Origin of the sequence: Bacillus sp. FSL M7-0791, assembly GCF_038627085.1 — a bacterium.
In the GTDB taxonomy this organism is placed as follows: Bacteria; Bacillota; Bacilli; order Bacillales; family Bacillaceae; genus Bacillus; species Bacillus safensis.
Genome location: NZ_CP152022.1, coordinates 3,275,585 through 3,302,235, shown reverse-complemented (window position 1 = coordinate 3,302,235; position 26,651 = coordinate 3,275,585). Strand labels below are relative to the sequence as shown.

The window sequence follows — 26,651 nt, the reverse complement described above, 5'->3', positions numbered from 1 at the left end:
ATCCATGGCGCTGCTTCATCAGCTGCCTAAATGATATGTAAGCGGTAACAAACGGGGAGGGGCATATATGAGTACGACGGTCATTGTATCTGGAGCAAGAACACCATTTGGAAAACTAGGCGGTGCTCTCAGTGGTTTGACTGCCGCAGAACTAGGCGGTATAGCGATCAAGGCTGCACTGGAAAGAGTTTCGGGTTCTCATGAAATAGATGAGGTCATCATGGGATGTGTGTTACAAGGAGGGCAAGGGCAGATTCCTTCAAGGCAAGCAGCAAGATATGCTGATCTTCCTTGGTCTGTTCCAACACAAACCATCAATAAAGTCTGTGCATCCGGAATGCGCAGTGTGACTGCAGCAGATCAAATCATTCGAGCCGGAGATGCTGAGGTCATCGCAGCGGGCGGTATGGAATCTATGTCTCACGCTCCTTATCTGCTAAAAAAAGCGCGATGGGGCTACAAAATGGGAGATGGTGCAGTACAAGATGCGATGATTTTAGATGGGTTAACCTGTTCGTTTACAGGCGTTCATATGGGTGAGTATGGAAGTATGGCTGCAATGGAGCTCGGCATCACGCGCGAAGAGCAGGATCTGTGGGCACTCAGAAGTCATGAACGGGCCATCGAAGCGCAAAAAAACGGCTTTTTTCAACATGAAATCACCCCCGTCACCGTCAAAATAAAAACGGGAGAACGGCTGATCACAGAAGATGAGTCTCCGCGGCGTGATACGTCATATGAACGGCTGTCAAAGCTCATGCCTGTTTTTGATCAGAAGGGGACCATCACCGCTGGAAATGCACCAGGTGTCAATGATGGTGCAAGTGCGCTCCTTTTAATGAAAGACACGTATGCTGCACGGCATGACGTAAAGCCAATGGCAGTCGTTCTCGGTCATGCTCAGATTGCTGTAGAGGCGAAGGATTTTCCGAAAACACCAGCCTTTGCTATCGAGAAGCTTTTAAAGAAAACAGGAAAGCGCCTAGAGGATATTGATTTGTTTGAAATCAATGAGGCCTTTTCAGCTGTGGCTTTGGCATGTGAAAAAATAACCGGGATCGACCGGCGGAAAATGAATATCAACGGGGGGGCTGTCGCACTCGGTCATCCGATTGGGGCAAGCGGAACACGCGTCATATTGACATTGATTCATGCATTAAGACAAAGAGGCGGAGGCCTTGGCATTGCGGCGATTTGCAGCGGAGGCGGTCAAGGAGACGCCATCATGATAAAGGTAGATGAAAAGGGAGGCGTTTATTGATGAGTATAGAAGATACCGTTATGGTCGTTGGGGCTGGTCAAATGGGATCAGGCATTGCCCAAGTGTTTGCTCAGTCAGGCTATACAGTTCTGCTCCATGATGTATCAGAAAAGCAGATTCATCGAGCGATTTCCTCCATGACCAAACAACTGACGAAGCGGGCAGAAAAAGGAAAGCTGGCACATCAGGCAGTCCGAGATATTACGCAGCGGCTTGCCGTTTCCACAGATTTAAAAGACATGCAACAGGCTCATTTAGTCATAGAAGCCGCATCAGAACAAATGAGTGTGAAAAAACAAATCTTTGAAACACTTGATCAATTTGCAGAGGCTGAGGCCATATTTGCGACAAACACGTCTTCCTTGTCGATCACAGAATTAGCAGCTGTGACGAGCAGACCGGAGAAAGTGATTGGCATGCATTTTATGAATCCGGTTCCTGTCATGAAACTGGTTGAAGTCATTCGAGCACTGCAAACGAGTGATGACACATATCAAGTTGTTTATGAAACAGCGAAGACATTAAACAAAACCCCAATTGAAGTGGAAGACTTCCCGGGGTTTGTATCAAATCGCATATTGATGCCAATGATCAATGAAGCCATTTACACCCTGTATGAAGGCGTAGCAGATGCAGAAAGCATTGATGACGTGATGACACTTGGGATGAATCATCCAATGGGGCCGCTTCGTCTAGCTGATTTCATCGGACTGGATACATGTTTATTTATTATGAATACCCTTCACGAGGGACTTGGAGACAGCAAATATCGGCCTTGTCCTCTTTTGAAAAAATACGTGAATGCAGGCTGGCTGGGCAAAAAGACAAAGAGAGGTTTTTACACATACCACGACCACTCATAGGGGGAGTCAAGATGGATGTTTTGCTTACGGATAAACAGCGTCTCTGGAGAGAACAGACAGCAGAATTTGCACGCCAGCGTATATTCCCTGAAGTAGAAGCCATGGAACTAGGCCGGTTTCCAAACACCCTTTTAAGTGAAATGGGGCGGAAAGGCTATCTAGGAATTCCAATACCAGCTTCGTATCAAGGCTTAGGAGCAGATTTTACAACGTATATCATCGCAATCCATGAATTATCGAAAGTGAGTGCGACCATCGGTGTCATTGTGTCCGTTCATACATCTGTTGTGACGATGCCTATTTTGACTTTTGGAACGAAGGAACAAAAAGAAACTTATGTCCCGCCGCTTGCATCCGGGAAGAAGCTGGGCGCCTTTTGTCTGACTGAACCAAAGGCCGGATCAGATGCCTCCAGTATTCAGTTAAGAGCAGAGCGGATGGGCGGCGATTATGTATTAAATGGGACGAAAATCTTTATCACAAGCGGCGGAGAAGCAGAACTGTATCTTGTCTTTGCGGTGACTGATCCGGCTTCTGCGAGAAAAAATATATCGGCGTTCATTGTCGAGAAAGATACGCCGGGATTTACGATTGGAAAAGATGAGAAAAAGATGGGACTGCACGGTTCAAAAACAGTCACGCTTCATTTTGATGGCGTGCGGATTCCAAAAGATCAGCTGCTCGGTGCAGAAGGAGAGGGCTTTCAAATTGCCATGTCCAGCCTAAATGCAGGGAGAATCGGAATTGCGGCTCAAAGCCTTGGCATTGCAGAAGCCGCTTTAACCGAGGCAGTGACCTATTTAAAGAAGCATCCAGCAGGTCTTGAAACGACGATTCGGCTGGGCGACTTGGCGGCGAAGCTTGAGGCAGCCAAACTACTCGTCTATCAAGCGGCTTCTTTCAAAGAGGCAAATCGACCGGTCACAAAGGAAGCATCAATGGCAAAGCTATTTGCTTCAAAAACGGCGGTAGAGATCAGTACAGAAGCGATCCATTTGCTAGGCATGGATGGTTATACGAATCGCTATCAAGCAGAACGTTACTTTCGTGATGCGAAAATTTGTGAAATCTATGAAGGAACAAGTGAAATTCAAAGGCTGGTCATCTGTAAACAGCTAATATGAAACGAGGTGGCTCACGATGCAGTTCCAATTAAGTGACGAACATGAAATGATTCAAAAAATGGTGAGAGACTTTGCGAAAAATGAAGTGGAGCCAACAGCAGCAAAGCGAGACGAAACAGAGACATATGATCCATCTATTTTTCGCAAAATGGCGGAGCTCGGTTTAACGGGTATCCCTTGGCCGGAAGACGTGGGCGGAATTGGCAGTGACTATTTAGCCTACGTCATAGCAGTTGAGGAGCTTTCAAGAGTGTGCGCCTCTACAGGTGTCACCCTGTCCGCTCATACATCTCTTGCTTCATGGCCAATCTATACATTCGGAACAGATGAACAAAAAGAGACCTACTTAAAGCCGCTTGCAGAAGGGCAGAAGATAGGAGCATACGCACTTACTGAGAGCGGTTCTGGTTCAGATGCCGGCGGAATGAAGACAACGGCCGTCAAGGCAGGCAGTGAATATGTCTTGAACGGGGCGAAAATTTTTATTACAAATGGGGGCATTGCAGATTATTATATTGTGTTTGCCGTAACAGACCAAGAAGCTTCATCTCGAAATACAACTGCTTTTATTGTAGAAAAAGAGACACCTGGTTTTTCCGTTGGCAAAAAGGAAAGCAAACTGGGCATACGTTCTTCTCCAACAACTGAAATTCGATTTGAAGATTGCCGAATTCATGAAAGGAACCGGCTCGGTCAAGAAGGAGAAGGGTTCAAAATAGCCATGATGACACTCGATGGCGGCAGAAACGGCATTGCTGCACAGGCGGTTGGGATTGCTCAAGGCGCTCTTGATGCGGCGGTTGATTATGCCAAGGAACGTAAACAATTTGGCAAACCAATCATTCAGCAGCAAGGGATCGCCTTTAAGCTGGCTGATATGGCAACAGCGATTGAAGCATCAAGGCTGCTTACTTACCAGGCGGCATGGCTCGAAACGAAAGGCCTTCCGTATGGGAAGGAATCTGCCATGTCCAAGCTCTTTGCCGGTGATACAGCGATGAAGGTGACGACAGAAGCGGTTCAAATCTTCGGCGGGTACGGCTACACAAAGGATTACCCAGTCGAACGATACATGCGTGATGCGAAAATCACTCAAATTTATGAAGGAACTCAGGAAATCCAGCGCCTGGTCATCTCTAGGAAACTGCTAGATATATAGAAAACAAGCAAAGACCGCCTGAACGTGAGGTGGTCTGTTTTTGTTCGTCATGCAGTTTTCAAATGTAAGCGCATTGTCAATGTTCATCCATATCATCATCGTATTATGTTAAAATTAGGGAAAATATCAATATGGAGGTTATGATGATGAACTCAACAATTATGGGCATTTTGGCAATCGTCACGATGGTGATCTGGATCATGGTGTCCGCGGAGCTTTCCAAATCTCCAAAAAAGCAGGAAGAAAAAGAAAACAGCCGCAGAAAACTAATCGTACTCATGTCTGCTGGAATGTTATTCACGATTCCTGTCGTTGTCTCACTCATTCAGAACATCCCATTTTAAAACAGACGAGAAAAAACTGAACGACAAAAAGCATACCGTACACACTCTAGGTGCTCCCCGTGAGAAAAATCAAAAATTAACATCAATAAAGGTGGCATAAACTCCCCTAATTTGTTTATAATGAGAGGTATGGTTTGTCGTAAGAATAAGGTATAAGTACTTATTATTTCACTGATAAATGGATACATACATGTAATAGAAAGGGAGTGTCTGACCTTGAGTTTGAAAGAATACTCACAGGAACAGCTCAAACAAATGTCTTTAGTTGAACTTGCTTATGAAATTTTCAGAGACAGTAAAACACCAATTACGTTTTCCGAGTTAATAGATGAAATTGTCCGTTTGCAAGGAATACAAAAATCCGATCTAGATGATCGACTTGCTCAATTTTATACAGACTTAAATATAGATGGCCGCTTTATTTCGTTAGGTGATCAGAGATGGGGACTTCGCAGCTGGTATCCAGTTGATCAAATCGAAGAAGAAGTTCAGCCAGCTGTGAAAACAAAAGCGAAAAAGAAAAAATCAAAAGCAGCTGTCGTTGAAGATGACTTCGATGAGATCGAAGAGGAAGAAGAAATCGACGAGCTTGAAGAAGATCTTGATCTTGTTGAAGACGACGATGATCTCGACCTAGACGATGATGAAGAAATTGAAGAAGATCTTGAAGACTTCGACGAAGATGATGATGAAGATGATGACGGCTTAACGGAGATTGATGAAGACGATTTAGACGATGATGAGGAAGACAAATAACCCTCTCAAACCGGTCTTCAAAACAGGACAAAACCGTCTTGACTTTCGAGAGCGAACTATGTAGTATGTATTTTGGGCTCTCTAAAAAAGAGTACGTAAAGATACGTTCATTTACGCTCCCTTTCATTTATTTGAAAGGGAGCTTTCTTATTTTTCAAGAGATTTAGGGATACACTCTAAAAAGGATGAAGCTGTGCATGTGTAGACATGCAAGGGTAAAAAAGAGAGGAGCATACGAAATGACAAAGTATATTTTTGTAACAGGAGGAGTTGTTTCCTCACTTGGAAAAGGAATCACGGCTGCATCGTTAGGCCGCCTTCTGAAAAATAGAGGGATGGATGTTACCATTCAAAAATTCGATCCATACATCAACGTAGACCCAGGGACAATGAGTCCATACCAGCACGGTGAGGTTTTTGTCACAGATGATGGTGCTGAAACAGACCTTGACTTAGGTCACTACGAGCGTTTCATTGATATTAACTTAAACAAGTACAGCAACGTCACAACTGGTAAAATCTACTCTACTGTTCTGAAGAAAGAGCGCCGCGGTGATTACTTAGGTGGAACAGTACAGGTCATTCCCCACATTACAAATGAAATCAAAGACCGCGTGTACCGTGCCGGAAAAGAAACGGGTGCAGATGTGGTCATTACAGAAATCGGCGGAACAGTAGGAGATATCGAATCCCTTCCATTCCTTGAAGCCATTCGTCAAATGAAGAGTGACATCGGCCGTGAAAACGTGATGTACATTCATTGTACCCTTGTTCCTTACATCCGTGCAGCGGGTGAATTGAAAACAAAACCAACACAGCATAGTGTAAAAGAACTCCGCAGTCTTGGTATTCAGCCAAACGTCATCGTGGTCAGAACGGAAATGCCAATGACGCAAGATATGAAGGACAAAATTGCGCTATTTTGTGATATTGATACAAAAGCTGTTATTGAATGTCAGGATGCGGACACGCTATACTCCATTCCGCTTGATTTACAAAAACAAGGGCTGGACAAGCTAGTATGTGAACATATGAAACTTGACTGCCAAGATGCAGACATGACGGAGTGGACAGCGCTTGTTGATAAAGTGCAAAACCTTTCGAAACAAGTCACAATTGGTCTTGTAGGGAAGTATGTTGAGCTGCAAGATGCTTATATTTCAGTCGTTGAATCACTTCGTCATGCTGGTTATGCGTTTGATGCAGATGTTCAAATTAAATGGATCAATGCAGAAGAAGTGACAGCAGAGAATATCGCTGATTTCGTACAAGATGTTGACGGTATTATTGTTCCGGGAGGCTTCGGAGACCGCGGAGTAGAAGGGAAAATCATTGCTACGCAATATGCCCGTGAAAACAAAGTGCCATTCTTCGGAATCTGTTTAGGAATGCAAGTGGCATCTATCGAATACGCGAGAAACGTATTAGGCCTTAAGGGAGCTCATTCAGCGGAAATTGATCCTGAAACAGCATTCCCAATCATTGACCTTCTTCCAGAACAGAAGGATGTAGATGATCTAGGCGGAACACTTCGTCTCGGTCTATACCCTTGTAAATTAAATGAAGACTCAAAAGCATTTGCTGCATACAATGACGAAGTGGTCTACGAACGCCACCGTCATCGCTACGAGTTTAATAACGAATACAGACAGCAAATGGAAGCAGCAGGCTTTGTCTTCTCAGGTACAAGTCCAGACGGACGTCTTGTTGAAATTATTGAGCTGAAGGATCACCCTTGGTTCCTTGCTTCTCAGTTCCACCCAGAATTTGTTTCAAGACCGACAAGACCACAGCCGTTATTTAGAGATTTCGTTGGTGCTTCACTTCAAGCATCTGAATCAAAATAAAACAAAAAACTGCCGAGAATATCACTTCTCGGCAGTTTTTTTATTCATATTCCTCGACGATTTCCTTCACAGTAAACGATAGAGCGTGGTAGACGTATAAGCAGGTCATTAAAGCAGGATAACCAAACCTTGTCCCATCTTCAGCGGGCACAAGCGGTTTCTTGAGCTGGAAATCAATGTGGACATCACAATACTCTTCAATCGTGGACGGCTCCTTTTGTGCCGGTCCTACACCAACAACGGGCGTCCCTTGTTCGTGCAGTTCTTTGACAAGAGATTGAATTTCTGGATCTTCTGGGTCTGAATAAAATAGCAGCACCCTGTCACTTGGATGAAGTAAGCTGCGCTCCTTTTGATCGAGCGGCAGTACCTTCGCACCGGGAAATGGCTCCTTGCTTTCAGATGCTTCTAGGGCGACAGCAGCCAGTTCATTCTTTCCGTGAAAATAAACGGCATGTCCACTGACCACAGCCTGTGCAAGGAGGCGTGCACCGTCCTCAATCGCTTCAGCCTGCTTTTCTCCAATACGTGAAAAAATACCTGATAACTGGGTCGTAAAAATTTTTAACAAGACTCATTTCCTCCTTCGGTCAGATCATTTTATAATAGAATATAAAGAGAATATTAGGAAAAATGCTCAGAAAATGTCGTAAAGTAAACTATTATAATTAAAGGAAATGTGAAAATCAAACAGAATTATTTAACAACAGCTCTTTTTATGGCGAAAAATGAAAGCAATGGGGTGTAACAGATGAATGAGAAAATTTTAATTGTCGATGATCAGTACGGTATTAGAATATTATTGAATGAAGTGTTTCATAAAGAAGGCTATCAAACCTTTCAAGCTGCCAATGGACTTCAGGCATTAGATATTGTGAAAAACCATAGACCGAACCTTGTCCTGCTTGATATGAAAATTCCCGGAATGGATGGTATCGAAATTTTAAAACGAATGAAATTAATTGATGAAGACATTCGTGTCATCATTATGACAGCCTATGGAGAATTAGATATGATCCAAGAGTCCAAAGAACTCGGTGCATTGACGCACTTCGCTAAGCCTTTTGATATTGATGAAATCCGAGATGCTGTTAAAGAATACCTGCCGCTTGAAACAAATGGCTAGATGGAAATGATTGAATCGAGTCATTCTGTTGCCGATTTGTCGAATAATTGGTATTCTAGAAAAGAAGAAGAAAGCGATCTGACTTTGAAAGTTTACATATGGCGAGAAATTCTGGTCATGCTAGGGTGGAGAGCTTTTTTTAGCAAGCAAATTAGCTACATAGGGAGGATTTTTCATCATGCCTTTAGTTTCAATGACAGAAATGTTGAAAGACGCAAAGGAAAAAGGTTACGCTGTTGGACAGTTTAACTTAAATAACTTAGAATTCACGCAAGCGATTTTACAAGCTGCTGAAGAAGAGAAGTCTCCTGTTATCTTAGGAGTATCTGAAGGAGCAGGACGCTACATGGGCGGCTTCAAAACAGTTGTCGCAATGGTTAAAGCGTTAATCGAAGAATATAATGTAACAGTTCCTGTTGCGATTCATTTAGATCACGGTTCAAGCTTTGAATCTTGTGCAAAAGCGATTCATGCAGGATTTACTTCTGTCATGATCGATGCTTCTCACCATCCATTCGATGAGAATGTGGAAACAACTGCGAAAGTCGTTGAACTTGCACATTTCCATGGTGTGTCTGTAGAAGCTGAACTTGGAACTGTTGGTGGGCAAGAAGATGACGTCATCGCTGAAGGCGTTATTTATGCTGATCCAAAAGAGTGCCAAGAGCTTGTAGAACGCACTGGTATTGACTGCCTTGCACCTGCATTAGGTTCAGTACATGGTCCATACAAAGGTGAACCAAACCTTGGTTTCGCTGAAATGGAAGAAATCGGTAAAACAACTGGTCTTCCACTTGTTCTTCACGGCGGAACAGGTATCCCAACTGCTGACATCAAGCGTGCAATTTCACTTGGTACAGCAAAAATCAATGTAAACACTGAAAACCAAATTGCTTCTGCGAAAGCAGTACGCGAAACACTTGCAGCAAAAACAGAAGAGTATGATCCACGTAAATATCTTGGACCAGCTCGTGACGCAATTAAAGCGACTGTTATCGGCAAAATGCGCGAATTTGGTTCTTCTAACCAAGCATAATTTGATGAGAACCGAAAGCCGCCTGAGTCACAGGCGGTTTTCTCCATATCTTGAGAAAGCGCAATCAAATTTACATTTCAGACAATTTATTGATAGGAGAGTGGCACAGTTATGTTATTTTTCGTAGATACAGCGAATATTGAAGACATCAAAGAGGCGCACGAGCTTGGCATTTTAGCAGGCGTCACAACAAACCCTAGTTTAGTAGCGAAAGAAAAGGACGTCTCATTCCACGACCGCCTTCGCGAAATCACTGACGTGGTATCAGGTTCTGTCAGTGCAGAAGTGATTTCCTTAAAAGCAGAGGAAATGATTGAAGAAGGAAAAGAGCTAGCTGCCATTGCACCGAATATCACAGTCAAAATTCCAATGACTACAGATGGCCTTAAAGCTGTCAAAGCATTAACAGACCTTGGAATTAAAACAAACGTCACATTGATTTTTAGTGCAAACCAGGCACTTCTTGCAGCTAGAGCTGGTGCGACGTATGTTTCTCCATTCCTTGGCCGCTTAGATGACATTGGCCAAAATGGTCTTGATCTCATCAGCGAAGTGAAAACTATTTTTGATGTTCATGGATTAGATACACAAATCATTGCTGCATCTATTCGTCATCCGCAGCATGTGACAGAAGCTGCGCTTAGAGGTGCTCATATCGGCACAATGCCGCTGAAAGTCATCAAGCAGCTGACGAAACACCCATTAACGGATGCAGGCATTGAGCAATTTTTAGCAGACTGGAATAAATAAATGATTGTGGCAGGCGGGATCGTCTCTCGTTTGCCGCAGTTTTCCTTATAAACGCTAAGAAATGTTTTGTGCAAAGAAGAGAACATCACAGCCTCGCAAAGCTTCGATTATTTTTCTTCCGACAAATTTCGTTTAACCTGTATTCTTTCTCTTGATATTGGCTAAATTTTGGACAAGACCTTTTAAAGCGCGACATCCACAAACAGTATAACTCCAACAGTGATCTTCTTTAAGAAGGGAGACAAATATGGAAAAGTTAAACATTGCCGGCGGTGATCCCTTGCGCGGGACCGTACATATTAGTGGTGCGAAAAATAGTGCTGTGGCACTGATTCCTGCCACGATTCTTGCTGATTCTCCAGTAACCATTGAAGGCCTTCCGCATATATCAGATATCGACACATTACGGGATCTGTTAGAAGAAATTGGCGGAAAGGTCACTTTTGAAAAAGGTGAAATGGTTGTGAATCCTGTTTCCATGATCAGTATGCCGCTTCCTAATGGAAAAGTGAAGAAACTGCGTGCATCCTATTATTTAATGGGCGCCATGCTGGGCAGATTTAAGCAGGCTGTCATCGGACTGCCAGGAGGATGCCACTTAGGACCTAGGCCGATCGATCAGCATATCAAAGGCTTTGAAGCACTTGGAGCCGAGGTGACAAACGAGCAGGGTGCGATTTATTTGCGTGCTGAAAAATTAGTCGGAGCCCGGATTTATCTTGATGTTGTCAGTGTAGGTGCGACGATCAACATCATGCTGGCAGCCGTACTGGCTGAAGGAAAAACCGTGATTGAAAATGCTGCAAAGGAACCCGAAATTATTGATGTAGCGACACTGCTTGCAAGCATGGGAGCCAAAATCAAAGGTGCGGGTACCGATGTCATTCGAATCGAAGGTGTAGAATCTCTTCATGGCTGTAAGCATTCAATCATCCCTGACCGCATCGAAGCAGGAACATTTTTAATAGCTGGTGCAGCGATGGGTGATGAAGTTGTACTTGATAATGTGATCCCAACTCATTTAGAATCAATTACGGCGAAACTTAGAGAAATGGGGTTCACCATTGAAACGAGCAACGATCAGATGCTGATCGTTGGCAGAAACGAAGGACTCAAGCCTGTCGATATCAAAACCCTTGTGTATCCGGGCTTTCCGACGGACCTTCAGCAGCCGATGACGGCGCTGTTAACAAAAGCAAAAGGCACGAGTGTGGTCACAGATACGATCTACTCAGCCCGCTTTAAGCACATTGACGAATTGCGTCGAATGGGTGCAAACATGAAGGTCGAAGGAAGATCTGCTATTATTACCGGACAAACACAGCTCCAAGGAGCAAAGGTTAAAGCAAGTGATCTGCGTGCAGGCGCTTGTCTTGTTGTCGCAGGGTTAATGGCAGACGGTGTGACCGAAATCACAGGGCTTGAACATATAGACAGAGGATATAGTTTGCTTGAGAAGAAGCTTGAAGGCTTGGGTGCAACCATCTGGCGTGAAAAGCTGAATGACCAAGAAATAGAAGAACTTCAAAATTCATAAGGCTTTGACTGTGAGAGGAGATTTGGACAAAAATGGAAAGAAGTTTATCGATGGAACTAGTACGGGTGACAGAAGCAGCTGCATTAAAATCTGCCCGTTGGATGGGAAGAGGATTAAAAGACGAAGCGGATGATGCTGCAACAAGTGCAATGCGTGATGTATTTGATACCATTCCGATGAAGGGAACAGTGGTCATTGGCGAAGGAGAAATGGACGAAGCACCAATGCTTTATATTGGGGAAAAGCTTGGGAACGGATATGGACCTCGCGTGGATGTCGCTGTTGATCCATTAGAAGGAACAAACATTGTGGCAAGCGGCGGCTGGAATGCCTTAGCTGTCATTGCAGTTGCAGATCATGGCAACCTGCTGAATGCACCTGATATGTACATGGATAAGATCGCAGTAGGTCCAGAAGCGGTAGGCTGCATCGACATTGAAGCGCCTGTCATTGATAATCTTCGCGCTGTTGCAAAAGCAAAAAACAAAGATATTGAAGATGTGGTTGCAACGATTTTAAACAGAGATCGACATGAGAAAATTATTGCTGAACTGAGAGAAGCAGGAGCAAGAATTAAACTGATCGACGATGGTGACGTTGCAGGAGCCATTAATACAGCATTTGATCACACAGGTGTTGATATTCTATTTGGTTCAGGCGGAGCGCCTGAGGGTGTCCTTTCTGCTGTTGCGTTAAAGGCACTTGGTGGTGAAATTCATGGTAAGCTTCTTCCTCAAAGTGAAGAAGAACTAAGACGCTGTGAGAAAATGGGGCTGGATGTTGGGAAAGTCCTCAGAATGGAAGATCTCGTAAAAGGAGATGACGCCATTTTTGCAGCGACAGGTGTAACGGACGGAGAATTACTTAAAGGTGTTCAATTCAAAGGCTCTGTTGGAACAACACATAGTGTTGTCATGCGTGCGAAATCAGGTACGGTTCGTTTCGTAGACGGCAGACACAGCTTAAAGAAAAAACCGAATCTTGTCATTCGTCCGTAATCTGAAAGCGGGTATTCATTACCCGCTTTTCATATAGGTGTCAAATGTATATCATTTTCTTTTAAAAGTTGAATATTCTCTGCAAATGAGGTAAAACTAAAGAGTGCTGCGAAATTTTCTGCGAATTTACTTCTTTTAAGCTTCAACAAGTTTAAATACTGCCGCATCATGACGATATACTCATTATCCTTCTCTATGTTGACAAAGCTCTATTTCACATTGTTCCTATCTTTCACGATAAAACGAGTGGGAGCGTTACCATCAGAGCGAGGTCATTCCAACAACAACGGAATTAAAAGCTAATCAAATACAATGGTCATGCATTTGTAAAGAAATACATTGACTAGAAAAGTGTGGTGTCCATATTGAAAGATGTATCGATTTCATCTTTGGAAAATATGAAATTAAAAGAGCTGTATGAGTTAGCAAAACGATACAAAATCTCTTATTACAGCAAACTAACAAAAAAAGAATTAATTTTTGCCATCTTAAAGGCGAACGCTGAGCAAGAGGATCTCTTATTTATGGAAGGGGTTCTTGAAATTATTCAGTCTGAGGGATTTGGTTTCTTAAGACCGATTAACTACTCCCCAAGTTCTGAAGACATTTATATTTCAGCTTCACAAATCAGACGCTTTGATTTACGAAATGGAGATAAAGTGTCTGGAAAGGTACGACCTCCAAAAGAGAATGAACGCTACTATGGCCTCCTTCATGTAGAAGCGGTAAATGGGGACGACCCAGAATCAGCAAAGGAACGTGTTCACTTTCCTGCACTCACACCGCTATTTCCTGACCGTCAAATGATTCTTGAAACACAGCCTAATCACCTGTCTACTAGAATTATGGACATGATGGCGCCAGTTGGATTTGGACAGCGTGGTTTAATCGTTGCACCGCCTAAGGCTGGGAAAACCATTTTGCTTAAAGAAATTGCCAACAGCATTTCTGAAAATCACCCAGAGGCAGAGCTGATTGTCCTTTTGATTGACGAACGCCCAGAAGAAGTAACAGATATCGAACGTTCTGTTGCAGGGGATGTTGTTAGTTCAACCTTTGACGAAGTACCGGAAAACCACATTAAAGTAGCAGAGCTTGTCTTAGAGCGTGCTATGCGTCTTGTTGAACATAAGAAAGATGTCATCATCTTAATGGACAGCATCACAAGGCTTGCTCGTGCATACAACCTTGTGATTCCGCCAAGCGGCCGAACGCTTTCAGGTGGTATTGATCCTGCGGCTTTCCATCGTCCAAAACGCTTCTTTGGTGCTGCGCGTAACATTGAAGAAGGCGGAAGCTTGACGATTTTAGCCACTGCACTTGTTGATACAGGATCACGTATGGATGACGTAATTTATGAAGAGTTTAAAGGAACTGGGAACATGGAGCTTCATTTGGACCGTTCTTTGGCCGAAAGAAGAATTTTCCCTGCGATCGACATTCGCCGTTCTGGTACGAGAAAAGAAGAACTGCTTGTGCCAAAAGAGCATCTTGATCGTTTATGGGCTATGAGAAAATCGATGTCAGATACACCTGACTTCGCTGAGAAGTTCATGCGCAAAATGAGAAAAACAAAGACAAACCAAGAATTTTTCGATATTTTAACGCAAGAATGGAAACAAGCCAATATGTCTGCATCAAGAAGATAGCTTCTCTGAAAAAATACATTTGCAATCATAGACTCACACTGTTATAATTTTATCATGTGCGTTTCAGAATTTATTTCTGAGATATTAACTCTGTTTCCGAATTGGATTCAGGGCGGAAGGAGATGACAGTAGATGAAAACAGGAATTCATCCTAACTACAAAAAAGCTACAGTCAAATGCGCTTGTGGAAATGAGTTTGAAACTGGATCAGTAAAAGAAGAGGTACGCATCGAGATTTGCTCTGAGTGCCATCCTTTCTATACAGGCCGTCAAAAATTCGCTTCTGCTGATGGACGTGTTGACCGCTTTAACAAAAAATACGGTCTTAAGTAATAATAGATACAATAAACAGGCAGGAATCCGTTCTTGCCTGTTTTTTTACGTGGATTGATGGAACTTTAAAACGGGGGAGAAGACCTTATGTATGTGATGAAACAAAGCGGTTGGCTTGAAGTCATCTGCGGCAGTATGTTTTCTGGAAAGTCGGAAGAATTGATTCGGAGAGCCAAAAGGGCCACCTTTGCCAAACAAGAAGTAAAAATATTCAAACCATCGATTGATAACCGATATAGTACAAGCTCAGTTGTGTCACATAACGGTTCATCATTAGATGGGATTGCAGTAGCCTCACCAAAAGACATAATAACGCACATATCAGAAAGAACCGATGTCATTGGCATTGATGAGGTGCAATTTTTTGATGAGACAATCATTGACATTGTCACTCAATTGGCTGACCAAGGCTATCGAGTCATTGTTGCAGGCCTGGATCAAGACTTCAGAGGAGAGCCATTTGGTGTTGTTCCGCATTTAATGGCATGTGCAGAGCTTGTAACAAAACTTCAAGCAGTTTGTTCGGTATGCGGCTCCCCAGCGAGTAGAACACAACGCTTGATCGACGGTAAACCCGCATCCTATGATGATCCTATTATTTTAGTAGGTGCGCAGGAATCATACGAAGCACGATGCAGACATCACCATGAAGTACCAAGACTTGATGTTGGTACAACACTTGACAAATAAAAAAATAGCAAATGCCGCTGTGTTTCGTTTTTCGAGATTTTGGCTGAACACCCATCATTTGTACTTAAATAAATTAAATAACACTACGATTAAATTATCTAATTTTCAACGCTTGCGTTTTGTCATAAGCAGGCATAAAATGACTAACTGTAGTGTAAAGCATTTAAACGAAAAGTTCGATTTCTTGTCATAATTTTTTTGATTAAGGATTTTTCTCCTTAATCGTTCTTTGGATTAATAGTTCACTTTATTTATATTTTAGAAAGAGGGTAGTTTTTGATGAACAACGTGAAGAAAACAAAAGAAGGGTACCTCGAAACCACTTTGACAGGTAAAGATGTATTATCGATTCCAACGTTGAACAAAGGCGTTGCTTTCTCTGAAGAAGAAAGACAAGAGCTTGGACTAGAAGGCTTACTTCCTCCAACGGTTCTCACTTTAGAACAGCAAGCGGAAAGAGCGTACAAGCAGTTTCTAGCTCAGCCGGATCGTCTTCGTCAAAACGTATACTTAAGTGATTTGCAAAACCGTAACGAAGTATTGTTCTACAAGCTTCTAACAGAAAAGCTTCGTGAAATGCTTCCAGTTGTGTACACACCAACTGTTGGTGAAGCGATTCAAGAATACAGCCATGAATACAGAAGACCTCATGGTGTCTATCTTTCAATCGACGACATTGACGGAATCGAGAAAGCATTTGAAAACTTGCACGCAACTGCTGGAGATATTGACCTCATCGTTGCAACTGACTCTGAGAGTATTCTTGGAATTGGTGACTGGGGTGTTGGTGGTATCAACATCGCAATCGGTAAATTAGCTGTTTACACGGCTGCAGCAGGTATTGATCCTAGCCGCGTGATTCCAGTTGTATTAGATGTTGGAACAAACAATGAAAAATTATTGAATGATCCATTATACATTGGGAACCATCACAAACGTGTACAAGGTGAAAAATACGAAGAATTCATTGATGCTTATGTGAAGGCAGCACTTAAATTCTTCCCGAAAGCATTGCTTCACTGGGAAGACCTTGGAAACAAAAATGCGCGTAACATCATGAAAAAATACAACGATAACATCTTAACGTTCAACGATGATATTCAAGGTACTGGTGCCATTACTTTAGCGGGTGTTCTTGCAGCTGTCAAGAAAACTGGTACTCAATTAAAAGATCACCGTGTTGTCATCTTCGGAGCTGGATCAGCTGGTATCGGAATTGCAGATCAAATGCGTGACACAATGGTTCTTGAAGGTCTAACAGAAGAAGAAGCAAACAATGCATTCTGGACATTAGACTACAGAGGATTGCTAACAGATCAATTTGAAGATGAAGTGCTTGATTTCCAAAAACCATACCTGCGTACTTCTGATGAAGTAGAAGGCTGGGCACGCGATGAAAAAGGACAAATCTCATTTGCTGAAACTGTTCGCAGGGTGAAGCCGACCATCCTTATTGGTACATCAGGTCAAGGCGGCGCATTCACTGAAGAAATCATTAAAGAAATGGCAGCTCATACAGAGCGTCCAGTGATCATGCCAATGTCTAACCCAACACCGCTTGCTGAAGCTGTGCCAGAGGATCTATTCAAATGGACTGACGGCCGTGCGCTTGTTGCAACAGGAAGCCCGTTCGAAAACGTTGAGTATAACGGAATTGAACATGAAATCGGACAATCAAACAATGCATTCGTTTTCCCTGGACTTGGTCTTGGTTCAATCGTAACAGAATCAAAAATCATCACAAAAGGCATGTTCGTTGCTTCTGCGAATGCAATTGCTGAAATGGTTGATCATGAGAAACCAGGTGCTGGTCTTCTTCCAAGTATTGATAAATTGCAAGAAGTGTCAATTCATGTAGCTGTTGAAGTAGCGAAAGCAGCAATTGAAGATGGTGTCGCAAGAAAAACGCCTGACAACATCGAACAAGCTGTGAAAGACGCAATGTGGATTCCTGAATATAAAAAAATTGTAAGAGCATAATAAAATGTGTAACGCGGCATTGCTTCGGGTAATCTAAGCAATGCCGCAATAAATAAGAAACATGTAAAGGATTTAAGGAGGAAGAGTAAGATGGACTTTTTAAATATTTTGATCCTCCTAGCACCGATTTTTTTCGTTATCGCGCTGGGTTGGTTCGCAGGGAACTTCGGCAGCTATGACGCTAAATCTGCAAAAGGTGTAAGTACACTTGTTACAAAGTATGCTTTACCAGCGCACTTTATCGCCAGTATTCTGTCAACACCAAAAGATAAATTCTATAGTCAAATCCCATTTTTCGTTGCATTGATTTTCGGAATCGTTGGTTTTTATATCATTATCCTTTTAGTTACGAAATTTGCTTTTAAATATGATTTAACAGATTCTTCTGTTTTCTCGTTAAACTCAGCACAACCGACCTTTGCATTTATGGGGATTCCGGTCTTGGGCAGTTTATTTGGAGCTCAAGAGGTTGCAATTCCGATTGCAATTACCGGAATAGTTGTAAATGCACTGCTTGATCCAATTGCAATAATTGTATCAACTGTCGGTGAAAAAACAAAAGGAAAAGCCAAAGAAGGCGAAAGCTTCCTAAAAATGACGACAAAAGCAATTTTGCACGGTTTATCAGAGCCGCTTGCACTTGCACCGTTAGCCAGTATCATTCTTGTTCTTTTAGGATTTAAACTTCCTGCAATCGGACATGAAATGTTAGAGGAAATTGGCAGCGTCACATCAGGTGTGGCATTATTCGCAGTCGGTGTCACTGTTGGTATCCGCAAAATTAAATTAAGCTTGCCAGCCTTTAGTATTGCATTGCTAAAAGTAGCTGTACAACCATTACTTATGTATTTCATTGCCGTTCTTATGGGTCTTTCGGCTGATGAAATTACAAAAGCTGTATTGCTTGTTGCCTTCCCAGGTTCAGCTGTTGCAGCGATGATCGCAACACGATTTGAAAAACAAGAGGCGGAAACTGCATCCGCATTTGTGATCAGTGCCATCATGTCACTCATTACATTACCGATCATTATTGCACTTACCGTATAATATAGTAGAAAGGCTGCCAAACGAGGCAGCCTTTCTTAGCGAAATGAATGAAACAGAGGGAAGAGTACACGCTTTTTTTTGATGTCGGGGTGTGCGATTTCCTTTTTTTCTTCTACTTGTGACGGTTGTTTCAAGGTTGCGGCGAGGCGGTCAAATTTTGTGGATAAGTCTTCAATTTCTCTGCGGTGCTGAAGCAGCTGATACGATACACCTTCATCTGCTTTTTTAGCCAATTTCCGTTCAAGTTCTTGCAGGCGGTCTTCTACATCAGTGACATGTAATTGCTGCTGAATGAGCGCTTTCACTTGTTTTTCTAATGCTTCAATCCGCTGTGTAGAGATATCAGCTTCGGCAGCAGGTGCTGATTGACGAACGGTTTCCTTATGGATTGGCAGTTGAATATCTTGGAGGATCACACCTTCACTCATTTGGTGTTTGACCTCTTTGAGCAGCTGCAGAATATCTTCATGAAATTCATAATGTCCAAGTTCATTCCGGGCGACAGGGATGTTGAGCTGTTTGACCCAGCGCTGAATCGTCTTTGAAGAAACACCAATTTCCTTTGCAACCTCATTTGTATTCAAACCAAATGCCCTCCCTTTTTTCAATTACAAGTACCATTCTCTTTAAGGAGGACCTGTTCCTTCACGTTAGACAAAACAAGTAACCAATCGCCAAAGATCGTGTTTTCTAGCGAAAAATTGCAGGAAATCAATTGTTTTGGAAATTTTTTTGACTGTCATACCCCGCTATACTATAATTAGACTGTTACGCACAAAACAGAGGTGAAGACCATGTTAGACCGTTTAAAATCAATTGAAGAACGCTATGAAAAGCTAAATGAATATTTAAGTGACCCTGAAGTGGTGAACGACCCTAAGAAGCTTCGTGAATATTCGAAAGAACAATCCGATATTCAAGAAACTGTTGAGGTATATAGACAATATCGTGCGGCATACGACCAGCTGAATGATGCGAAAGCAATGCTCGAAGAGAAGCTGGATGCCGAGATGCGCGACATGGTCAAAGAAGAAATTTCAGAGCTCACGGAAGAAACGGAACGTTTAGAAGACGAGCTGAAAATCTTGCTGATCCCGAAAGATCCGAATGACGATAAGAACGTTATTGTGGAGGTTCGTGGTGCAGCGGGTGGAGAAGAGGCTGCTCTTTTTGCGGGAAATCTTTACCGTATGTACAGCCGTTATGCTGAAATGCAAGGCTGGAAAACGGAAGTCATGGAAGCAAGTGTCACTGGCACAGGCGGTTATAAAGAAATCATCTTTATGATCAGCGGGAAAGGCGCATACTCCAAACTAAAGTTTGAAAATGGTGCACACCGCGTGCAGCGTGTTCCGGAAACAGAATCAGGCGGACGGATCCATACATCTACTGCGACAGTCGCTGTATTACCTGAGGCTGAGGAAGTTGAAATTGATATCCATGAAAAAGATATCCGTGTGGATACATTTGCATCAAGCGGACCTGGCGGACAAAGTGTCAATACGACCATGTCTGCTGTTCGATTAACTCACCTTCCAACAGGTGTTGTTGTGTCCTGTCAGGATGAGAAATCACAAATTAAAAACAAAGAAAAAGCCATGAAAGTGCTGCGTGCGAGAATTTATGATAAATTCCAGCGTGAAGCACAGGCTGAATATGATCAAACACGTAAATCTGCGGTTGGAACAGGGGATCGTTCAGAGCGTATCCGTACGTACAACTTCCCGCAAAACCGTGTAACAGACCACCGCATCGGATTGACGATTCAAAAGCTTGATCAAATTTTAGAAGGAAAACTTGACGAGGTCATTGATGCACTAATTATGGAAGACCAAGCAAGAAAGCTTCAAGATGCAAAATAAAGAGCGAACAATCTTCGAAGCCCTTAAATGGGCTTCTTCTTTGTTAACGGAAGCTGGCAGAGACCAAAATGCAGCAGAACTCCTGTTGATGCATGTGCTCGGCTGGAGCAGAAGTGAGCTTCTTGCGCGATTTCATGATGCGCTGCCTGAGGAGCAAGATCAACTGTTCAGCAAATTTGTGACACAGCATAAGGCGGGTGTTCCTGTTCAGCATTTAACGGGTGTTGAATTCTTTTACGGACGTCCTTTCGAGGTGAACAAGCATGTTCTTATTCCTCGTCCTGAAACGGAAGAAGTTGTTCTGGCGGCGCTCAATTTGGTAGGTGACGTTTTCCCGCCCGATCAGCCGCTCAAAGCAGTTGACGTTGGCACAGGAAGCGGAGCCATTGCGATTACGCTGGCTCTTGAAAAAAAATCACTATCTGTCACAGCGACTGATATCTCACAAGAAGCGCTTGCGGTAGCAAAACGGAATCAACAAGCGCTCGGTGCAGACGTTCATTTTTTACATGGAGATTTGCTTGAACCGGTTATAGCTCAAGGCATTAAAGTAGATGTATTTATTTCCAATCCACCTTATATTGCGGCGGAAGAAATGGACAGTCTATCTGAGGTTGTGACGAAGCATGAGCCGGTGAATGCGCTGACGGACGGACGTGATGGCTTGTGGTTTTATCAGCGTCTCGTTCATGATCTTCCCAGCGTGCTGAGTGATCAAGCAGTTGTTGTCTTTGAAATTGGACATACGCAAGGTCAAGATGTCACAGCGCTACTTGAGCAGGCATTTCCTAAAGCGGATGTCTGCATCGTCAAAGATATTAACGGAAAAGATCGAGCTGTTTGCGCACACATTCAAAACGGAAAGTCCGGCTGAAGAAAGCCGGACTATTTTATTATGTAAAGATGAAACTTATGGTAAAAGAGAAACGTATATATAGAAGAATGAACATTCTGATCATGATTTTTTACATAAATTTGTTTTGAAGGAGCGAATGGTGTGAACAAAAGGTATGCGATGGTGTTGGTCATCGTCAGTGTACTATTGATTGTGAGTGCTTGTGGTAAACCGAGCTTTAAAAAAGAGGCAGCAGCATTTGGAGAAAGCTATAAAAAAGCACAATACACAGTGAATCGAACGGATGACCTATCTGACATGAAAGAGAAGCTGAAGGTTTATTTAACCGAACATGAATATCAAGAATATACACAAGACAGCATGTTCCCGAGCATATTAGAAGCGGCGAAGGATCAAGATTGTCAAATTAAGCTGAAGAAAATTATGTTTACGCCTTCAGATGAAAGCGATGACAGAATTGAATTTAACTATGAAATGGTGATCCAATTTATCGATCAAAAAGGGAAAGTCAAAAAAGAAATCGAGAAAAAAGGAGCCATGACTGTCATCAAAACAGAATCTGGTTTAAAAATCAGCCGAGATTGGGATGGGAGACTATACCCTTCTGACTACCAATCCTCACTCAAAAGTCGTTCTTAATGAGAACGGCTTTTTTGTTTTGACTCATAATCTATTAAAAAATTCATATTGACTGTTTATGAAATGAGTTTCCTGGACACAATGTTTGTAGCGAAGAGAAAAAGTGGGGGGAACACACAATGTTGAAAAGTAAAACGATGATTTGTCTTTATATGTTTCTATTATTATGCGGTGCTTTTGCAAACCTTGGTAAGGAGGAGACGGCCGCTGCTTCTGCAAATCAGCCTGTTGTTATACCAGATGAAGCGATTCGATTACGCATTTTAGCAAATAGTGATCGTTCAGCGGATCAGGATGTGAAAAGAAGTATTCGTGACGAGGTCAATGCGAATATGACGGAGTGGGTGAAAGACCTCACATCCATTGAAGAAGCAAGACGTGTCATTCGATCAAAGCTGCCAGAAATCAATCGTATTGCTAAAGCGAAATTGAAAGAACAGCACATAGATCAATCCGTATCGGTCAGTTTTCAAAAAGCTTCATTTCCAACAAAGCTCTATGGAAATTTCGTCTACCCTGCTGGGAAATATGAAGCCATTTTAATTACGCTTGGAGAAGGAGACGGTGCCAACTGGTGGTGTGTGTTATTTCCGCCGCTCTGCTTTATCGATTTTTCAAACGGAGAAGCCATCGCCTCACCAGAAGGGGATGATGATAAACAAGTGACAGCGCAGCAAACGAAAGAGTCTGTTAATGAAGTGGTGAAAGAAGAGGAAGAAGAGACAGGTGAAGTGAAGTTCTTTTTGTTCGAATGGGTCTCTAGTCTTTTCTCTTAAAAAAGGTATAAATCGGTTTTTGCCTCATAGAGTTGAAGTAAGAGATCAAAAAGAGGTGAAAGCATGTATTATCAATTAAGAATAGCTACAGAAGAAGATGTCCCGGCGATCAATGCTTTTCTTGAAAAGGGACAAGCAAAAGGCGGAGTAACGCTTGCAGAGCGAACGGCATTTGTAGTGATGGAAGATGCGGATGGTCAGTTGGCAGGCTGCTTAGGTCTTGAACAGCTCAATGAACAAGAGGGATTGCTGCGGTCTCTTGTCATATCAGATAAGCTCGGTCAGGGACACATTGTCTCTTTGTTCCAAAGTGTTCAAACGCTCGGTGAAAAAATGGGTGTGGATACTTTTTATGTCGTCGCAAACCATTCCTCTTCCCATGATTTTTTGGCATTAATGGGCTTTACGCCTTTAAAGGAAATTCCAGAAAGCATATGGAGCTCTGCACATGCGAAAGAGACATTGGGGAAAGAACAGGCTGTGGTCCTGCAAAAAAAAGGCAGTTAATCACAAAATGATGGACTTATACACATACTTATCCACTACAAAACAAGTGTTATCCACAAATTGTGGACAACGCTTGTTTTATTGATCATCATCTTTTATACTTTCAAAAGGATAATTGAGATATATCAACAGTTTTATCTTTTTTAAAAGGAGTTTGTATGATGTTAAATACAAAAAGGTGGTCTGTGGATTTAGAAAAGGATTTATCCACATACTATCCACAAATTAAACAGGCGGCCGATCTGCTGAAGCAAAATGAAGTGGTTGCTTTCCCGACAGAGACCGTTTACGGACTCGGGGCAAATGCGAAAGAGACAGAAGCCGTGATGAAAATTTATGAAGCGAAAGGGCGTCCGAGTGATAATCCGTTGATTGTTCACATTGCGGAGGTTCAGCAGCTTCACGAATTTGCACAAATAGAAAGCGAAAAAGCGAAGGCGCTGATGGATGCCTTTTGGCCGGGCGCCTTAACCATTGTTCTTCCGTGTAAACCGGGCACTTTATCAAAGCAGGTTACAGCAGGTTTATCCACAGTAGGTGTGAGAATGCCTGACCATCCCATTGCGCTTGAGCTCATCCGAGCAGCGGGTCTGCCAATTGCTGCACCAAGTGCCAATCGTTCGGGAAAGCCTTCACCAACACAAGCTGACCATGTAGCGAGTGATCTCGAAGGAAGAATCGCTGGGATTGTGGATGGCGGTTCAACTGGAATTGGCGTTGAATCAACGGTTGTATCCTGTGTCGGTGAGACCCCAGTGATTTTAAGACCAGGCGGGATTACAAAAGAAGCATTAGAAGAGGTAGTCGGAACGGTGAGTGTAGACCCAGGGCTGACAAAAAAGGACGAGGCGCCTGTATCGCCCGGAATGAAATACACACATTATGCACCTGAAGCCAAGATGTATATCTTTCATGGAAGTGATGAAGACATGCAGCGTCACATTCAGAAATACAGAGCTGAAGGTTTAAAAGTCGGAGTGCTGACAACAGAAGAAAAGAAATCGCTGTTTGCGGCAGATGTTGTGTACAGCTGTGGATGGAGAGAAAGACCTGAAACGGTTGCTGCAAACCTTTATCGTGTACTGAGACAATTTGATGAAACGGATGTAGACTTGATTATTTCAGAAGCCTTTTCAGAGCAGGGGGTTGGTTCTGCCATTATGAACCGTCTGCAAAAAGCCGCAGGAGGGCGTACACTCCCTTCGTTCCAATAGTTCTAACCTTTCTTGGACAAACATAGGTTAAAGGAGAATGTGTGTCCAAGGGGGATTTACATGAACGAACTAGCTGGCGAATTGCTGACACTCAGCATCATGGCTTTTGCACTTGGGATGGATGCTTTTTCGGTTGGACTTGGTATGGGGATGATTCAGCTGAGGTTCCGCCAGATCATTTATATTGGACTTGTTATTGGGATATTTCATATGTTTATGCCGCTTTTTGGCATGCTGACAGGTCAGCTCTTATCTGGATGGCTTGGACTTCTTGCCACCTATATTGGCGGGGCGCTGCTTTTGGTGCTGGGACTGCAAATGATTGTTGCTTCTATCCGCAAAGAGGATAAGCCCTTTATTGCACCAGTTGGGGCTGGTCTTGTTCTTTTTGCGACAAGTGTAAGCCTAGACAGCTTCTCCGTTGGTTTAAGCCTCGGGATTTACGGTTCCCAGGTGTGGATGACTATATTATTGTTTGGTTTTTTTAGTATGCTCCTCACATGGCTCGGATTATTACTCGGTAAACAGGTTCGGTCATGGGTTGGTTCATATAGCGGCGCGCTTGGTGGGATCATTTTACTAGCCTTTGGTATCAAATTATTATTTCCGCTCTAGCCAGTCTCCTTACATAACATGTAGAATGAAATGCTATATAATAGAAGAAAAGGAGGGCGAAAGATGAAAATCTTATTTGTTTGTACGGGAAATACATGCAGAAGTCCAATGGCTCAAGCCCTTTTTGCTTCAATTGCAGATGAAAAAGGCTTAGAGGTCACTGTAAAATCAGCGGGCATTTTTGCCTCCGATGAAGGGAAGGCTTCTCCTCAAGCGATCGAAGCATTATTTGAGAAAAGCATTCCACTGAATCACTCATCATCAAAATTGACAGAGGATCTTCTACGCGAAGCTCATTACGTCTTTACGATGACGATGCAGCATAAACAGTTGATTGCAGAGCAATATGCGCATGCAAAAGGCAAGGTCTTCACTTTAAAGGAATTTGCGACAGGAACAGAAGGCGATGTATCCGATCCGTTTGGAGGAAGTCTTTCTGTTTATCAGGAAACTCGAGATGAACTAGAAGCCTTGCTGTATCAGCTCGCTGAGAAGCTGAAAAAAGATCATCATAATAGATAACCTGTAAAACCGTTGCCTCAACGGTTTTTCTGCTATTGTTTGCAAATCACTAGGCAGAGGTTAAAATATAACTGTAAATAAAGAATGAATGTAAGACATAACAGATCAACTCACCCTTAGGAGGAATTGCCCGATGAAAGTAGCCATTGCATCCGATCACGGCGGAACGAATATTCGTGAAGAAATCAAACAACTGATGGATGAATTGAAGATTGAATACATTGATATGGGTTGTGAATGCGGATCAGGTTCTGTAGACTACCCAGATTATGCTTTTCCTGTAGCCAATATGGTGGCAAACGGAGAAGTCGACCGCGGCATTTTAATTTGTGGGACAGGCATCGGCATGAGCATCTCAGCAAATAAAGTAAAAGGAATTCGCTGTGCATTGGCTCATGATACATTTAGTGCGAAAGCAACGAGAGAACATAATGATACGAACGTTCTTGCAATGGGAGAGCGAGTGATTGGACCAGGATTAGCACGTGAGATTGCGCACATTTGGCTGACGACAGAGTTTACAGCAGGACGCCATGCTGTGCGGATTGGCAAAATTGCTGATTACGAAGAAAAGCACCTATAAGGAGCGCTTAACATGAACATTGGTCAAGATTGGCTTGAAATGTTAAAAGAGTTTCATCAAACAGTTGAATTGCGTGCCGGGCAAATCTTAGTCATTGGCTGCAGTACGTCAGAAGTGGCTGGTGAGCATATTGGTACTGCAGGAAGTGAGCAAATTGCTGCCTCTATCTATCAAGAATTGGATCAGTTAAGACGAGAGACCGGCATCGAGCTCGCCTTTCAATGCTGTGAACATCTAAATCGTGCCCTTGTTGTTGAAGAAGAAGTGGCTTTCCGTTTTAACCTGGAGATCGTAGCTGCAGTACCTGTCCGTAAAGCGGGTGGTTCGATGGCGGCTCATGCGTATCAGCAAATGGAACATCCTGTATTGGTCGAATGCATTGAGGCACATGCTGGAATTGATATCGGCGATACGTTAATTGGGATGCACTTAAAGAGAGTCGCAGTACCTGTCCGCCTCAGTCGTCATCGATTAGGACATGCACATGTGACTTTTGCGAAAACGCGTCCGAAGCTGATTGGCGGAGAACGAGCCGTTTATACAAGATCATAGCTTCGATATATTTCTAATATAATGT

General features: G+C 42.9%; 29 protein-coding genes. 27 read left to right on the top strand and 2 right to left on the bottom strand.

The features are described 5' to 3' along the window. Positions 1-67: 67 nt before the first annotated feature. From MHI08_RS17000 to pyrG, 7 genes are all read left to right on the top strand, one after another. The gene (locus MHI08_RS17000; RefSeq protein WP_342499795.1) at positions 68-1,261 is read left to right on the top strand and encodes an acetyl-CoA C-acetyltransferase; all 1,194 of its coding nucleotides are present in this window, start codon (positions 68-70) and stop codon (positions 1,259-1,261) included. Next, entirely contained in the window at positions 1,261-2,124 is an 864-nt protein-coding gene (locus MHI08_RS16995) for a 3-hydroxybutyryl-CoA dehydrogenase (RefSeq protein ID WP_342499794.1), read from the top strand. Before MHI08_RS17000 ends, MHI08_RS16995 begins: the two co-directional genes overlap by 1 nt. Before the next feature lie 11 nt (positions 2,125-2,135). Continuing rightward, the gene (locus tag MHI08_RS16990) at positions 2,136-3,248 is read left to right on the top strand and encodes an acyl-CoA dehydrogenase family protein (RefSeq protein WP_342499793.1); all 1,113 of its coding nucleotides are present in this window, start codon (positions 2,136-2,138) and stop codon (positions 3,246-3,248) included. A gap of 16 nt (positions 3,249-3,264) precedes the next feature. Further along, positions 3,265-4,407, top strand: coding sequence for an acyl-CoA dehydrogenase (locus MHI08_RS16985; protein ID WP_342499792.1), 1,143 nt, complete (start codon positions 3,265-3,267; stop codon positions 4,405-4,407). A 146-nt stretch (positions 4,408-4,553) separates the two neighbouring features. Then, positions 4,554-4,751, top strand: coding sequence for a hypothetical protein (locus MHI08_RS16980; protein WP_024423752.1), 198 nt, complete (start codon positions 4,554-4,556; stop codon positions 4,749-4,751). Between the two features lie 216 nt (positions 4,752-4,967). Beyond that, positions 4,968-5,507 (top strand): DNA-directed RNA polymerase subunit delta, encoded by a 540-nt coding sequence (rpoE, locus tag MHI08_RS16975; protein ID WP_024423751.1) that lies wholly within the window; start codon positions 4,968-4,970, stop codon positions 5,505-5,507. A 239-nt stretch (positions 5,508-5,746) separates the two neighbouring features. Beyond that, positions 5,747-7,354: a CTP synthase (glutamine hydrolyzing) gene (pyrG, locus tag MHI08_RS16970; protein ID WP_056765557.1), complete on the top strand. Its 1,608-nt coding sequence runs from the start codon at positions 5,747-5,749 to the stop codon at positions 7,352-7,354. A 40-nt stretch (positions 7,355-7,394) separates the two neighbouring features. Here the strand turns inward: pyrG and MHI08_RS16965 are convergent, their stop codons facing one another. Next, complete coding sequence (locus tag MHI08_RS16965; protein ID WP_056765558.1) at positions 7,395-7,925, bottom strand: DUF2529 domain-containing protein; 531 nt, start codon at positions 7,923-7,925, stop codon at positions 7,395-7,397. A gap of 180 nt (positions 7,926-8,105) precedes the next feature. On the opposite strand from MHI08_RS16965, the gene MHI08_RS16960 reads away from it, so the two are divergent. From MHI08_RS16960 to MHI08_RS16915, 10 genes are all read left to right on the top strand, one after another. After that, positions 8,106-8,480: a response regulator gene (locus tag MHI08_RS16960; RefSeq protein ID WP_003214681.1), complete on the top strand. Its 375-nt coding sequence runs from the start codon at positions 8,106-8,108 to the stop codon at positions 8,478-8,480. A 178-nt stretch (positions 8,481-8,658) separates the two neighbouring features. After that, on the top strand, positions 8,659-9,516 hold the full coding sequence (locus MHI08_RS16955; protein ID WP_024423748.1) for a class II fructose-bisphosphate aldolase: 858 nt from the start codon (positions 8,659-8,661) through the stop codon (positions 9,514-9,516). A gap of 111 nt (positions 9,517-9,627) precedes the next feature. Beyond that, complete coding sequence (gene fsa, locus MHI08_RS16950; protein WP_024426351.1) at positions 9,628-10,266, top strand: fructose-6-phosphate aldolase; 639 nt, start codon at positions 9,628-9,630, stop codon at positions 10,264-10,266. Between the two features lie 247 nt (positions 10,267-10,513). After that, positions 10,514-11,803 carry a UDP-N-acetylglucosamine 1-carboxyvinyltransferase gene (locus tag MHI08_RS16945; RefSeq protein WP_024423746.1) on the top strand — a complete coding sequence of 430 codons (1,290 nt, stop codon included), beginning with the start codon at positions 10,514-10,516 and terminating at the stop codon, positions 11,801-11,803. 32 nt (positions 11,804-11,835) lie between these two features. Then, the gene (glpX, locus tag MHI08_RS16940; RefSeq protein WP_012011567.1) at positions 11,836-12,801 is read left to right on the top strand and encodes a class II fructose-bisphosphatase; all 966 of its coding nucleotides are present in this window, start codon (positions 11,836-11,838) and stop codon (positions 12,799-12,801) included. A gap of 365 nt (positions 12,802-13,166) precedes the next feature. Continuing rightward, entirely contained in the window at positions 13,167-14,450 is a 1,284-nt protein-coding gene (gene rho / locus MHI08_RS16935; RefSeq protein ID WP_008354975.1) for a transcription termination factor Rho, read from the top strand. A gap of 132 nt (positions 14,451-14,582) precedes the next feature. Then, complete coding sequence (rpmE, locus tag MHI08_RS16930) at positions 14,583-14,783, top strand: 50S ribosomal protein L31 (RefSeq protein ID WP_003215407.1); 201 nt, start codon at positions 14,583-14,585, stop codon at positions 14,781-14,783. A gap of 87 nt (positions 14,784-14,870) precedes the next feature. Then, positions 14,871-15,473, top strand: coding sequence for a thymidine kinase (locus MHI08_RS16925; protein WP_024426350.1), 603 nt, complete (start codon positions 14,871-14,873; stop codon positions 15,471-15,473). A 279-nt stretch (positions 15,474-15,752) separates the two neighbouring features. After that, complete coding sequence (gene malS, locus MHI08_RS16920) at positions 15,753-17,453, top strand: oxaloacetate-decarboxylating malate dehydrogenase (RefSeq protein WP_024423744.1); 1,701 nt, start codon at positions 15,753-15,755, stop codon at positions 17,451-17,453. 90 nt (positions 17,454-17,543) lie between these two features. Continuing rightward, the gene (locus tag MHI08_RS16915; protein ID WP_024423743.1) at positions 17,544-18,500 is read left to right on the top strand and encodes an AEC family transporter; all 957 of its coding nucleotides are present in this window, start codon (positions 17,544-17,546) and stop codon (positions 18,498-18,500) included. 35 nt (positions 18,501-18,535) lie between these two features. Here the strand turns inward: MHI08_RS16915 and racA are convergent, their stop codons facing one another. After that, positions 18,536-19,084 (bottom strand): chromosome-anchoring protein RacA, encoded by a 549-nt coding sequence (racA, locus tag MHI08_RS16910; RefSeq protein ID WP_056765560.1) that lies wholly within the window; start codon positions 19,082-19,084, stop codon positions 18,536-18,538. 210 nt (positions 19,085-19,294) lie between these two features. On the opposite strand from racA, the gene prfA reads away from it, so the two are divergent. From prfA to MHI08_RS16860, 10 genes are all read left to right on the top strand, one after another. Continuing rightward, complete coding sequence (prfA, locus tag MHI08_RS16905; RefSeq protein WP_024423741.1) at positions 19,295-20,362, top strand: peptide chain release factor 1; 1,068 nt, start codon at positions 19,295-19,297, stop codon at positions 20,360-20,362. Then, positions 20,352-21,236: a peptide chain release factor N(5)-glutamine methyltransferase gene (gene prmC / locus MHI08_RS16900; protein WP_208946304.1), complete on the top strand. Its 885-nt coding sequence runs from the start codon at positions 20,352-20,354 to the stop codon at positions 21,234-21,236. The genes prfA and prmC overlap by 11 nt, the downstream gene beginning before the upstream one ends. Before the next feature lie 141 nt (positions 21,237-21,377). Further along, the gene (locus MHI08_RS16895; RefSeq protein ID WP_024423739.1) at positions 21,378-21,857 is read left to right on the top strand and encodes a hypothetical protein; all 480 of its coding nucleotides are present in this window, start codon (positions 21,378-21,380) and stop codon (positions 21,855-21,857) included. Positions 21,858-21,979: 122 nt separating this feature from the next. After that, a complete protein-coding gene (gene spoIIR, locus MHI08_RS16890) occupies positions 21,980-22,633 on the top strand; it encodes a stage II sporulation protein R (RefSeq protein WP_024426346.1) in 654 nt (217 codons plus the stop codon). A 63-nt stretch (positions 22,634-22,696) separates the two neighbouring features. Continuing rightward, complete coding sequence (locus tag MHI08_RS16885; protein ID WP_044330897.1) at positions 22,697-23,140, top strand: general stress acyl- n-acyltransferase; 444 nt, start codon at positions 22,697-22,699, stop codon at positions 23,138-23,140. Between the two features lie 161 nt (positions 23,141-23,301). Further along, positions 23,302-24,354, top strand: a complete 1,053-nt coding sequence (locus MHI08_RS16880) for an L-threonylcarbamoyladenylate synthase (RefSeq protein WP_342499791.1) — start codon at positions 23,302-23,304, stop codon at positions 24,352-24,354. A gap of 60 nt (positions 24,355-24,414) precedes the next feature. Further along, the gene (locus MHI08_RS16875; protein ID WP_024423735.1) at positions 24,415-24,969 is read left to right on the top strand and encodes a manganese efflux pump; all 555 of its coding nucleotides are present in this window, start codon (positions 24,415-24,417) and stop codon (positions 24,967-24,969) included. A 63-nt stretch (positions 24,970-25,032) separates the two neighbouring features. Then, on the top strand, positions 25,033-25,491 hold the full coding sequence (locus MHI08_RS16870; RefSeq protein WP_024423734.1) for a low molecular weight protein arginine phosphatase: 459 nt from the start codon (positions 25,033-25,035) through the stop codon (positions 25,489-25,491). 133 nt (positions 25,492-25,624) lie between these two features. Then, on the top strand, positions 25,625-26,074 hold the full coding sequence (rpiB, locus tag MHI08_RS16865) for a ribose 5-phosphate isomerase B (protein WP_003214714.1): 450 nt from the start codon (positions 25,625-25,627) through the stop codon (positions 26,072-26,074). A gap of 12 nt (positions 26,075-26,086) precedes the next feature. Further along, complete coding sequence (locus tag MHI08_RS16860) at positions 26,087-26,626, top strand: TIGR01440 family protein (RefSeq protein WP_024423733.1); 540 nt, start codon at positions 26,087-26,089, stop codon at positions 26,624-26,626. Positions 26,627-26,651 lie beyond the last annotated feature (25 nt).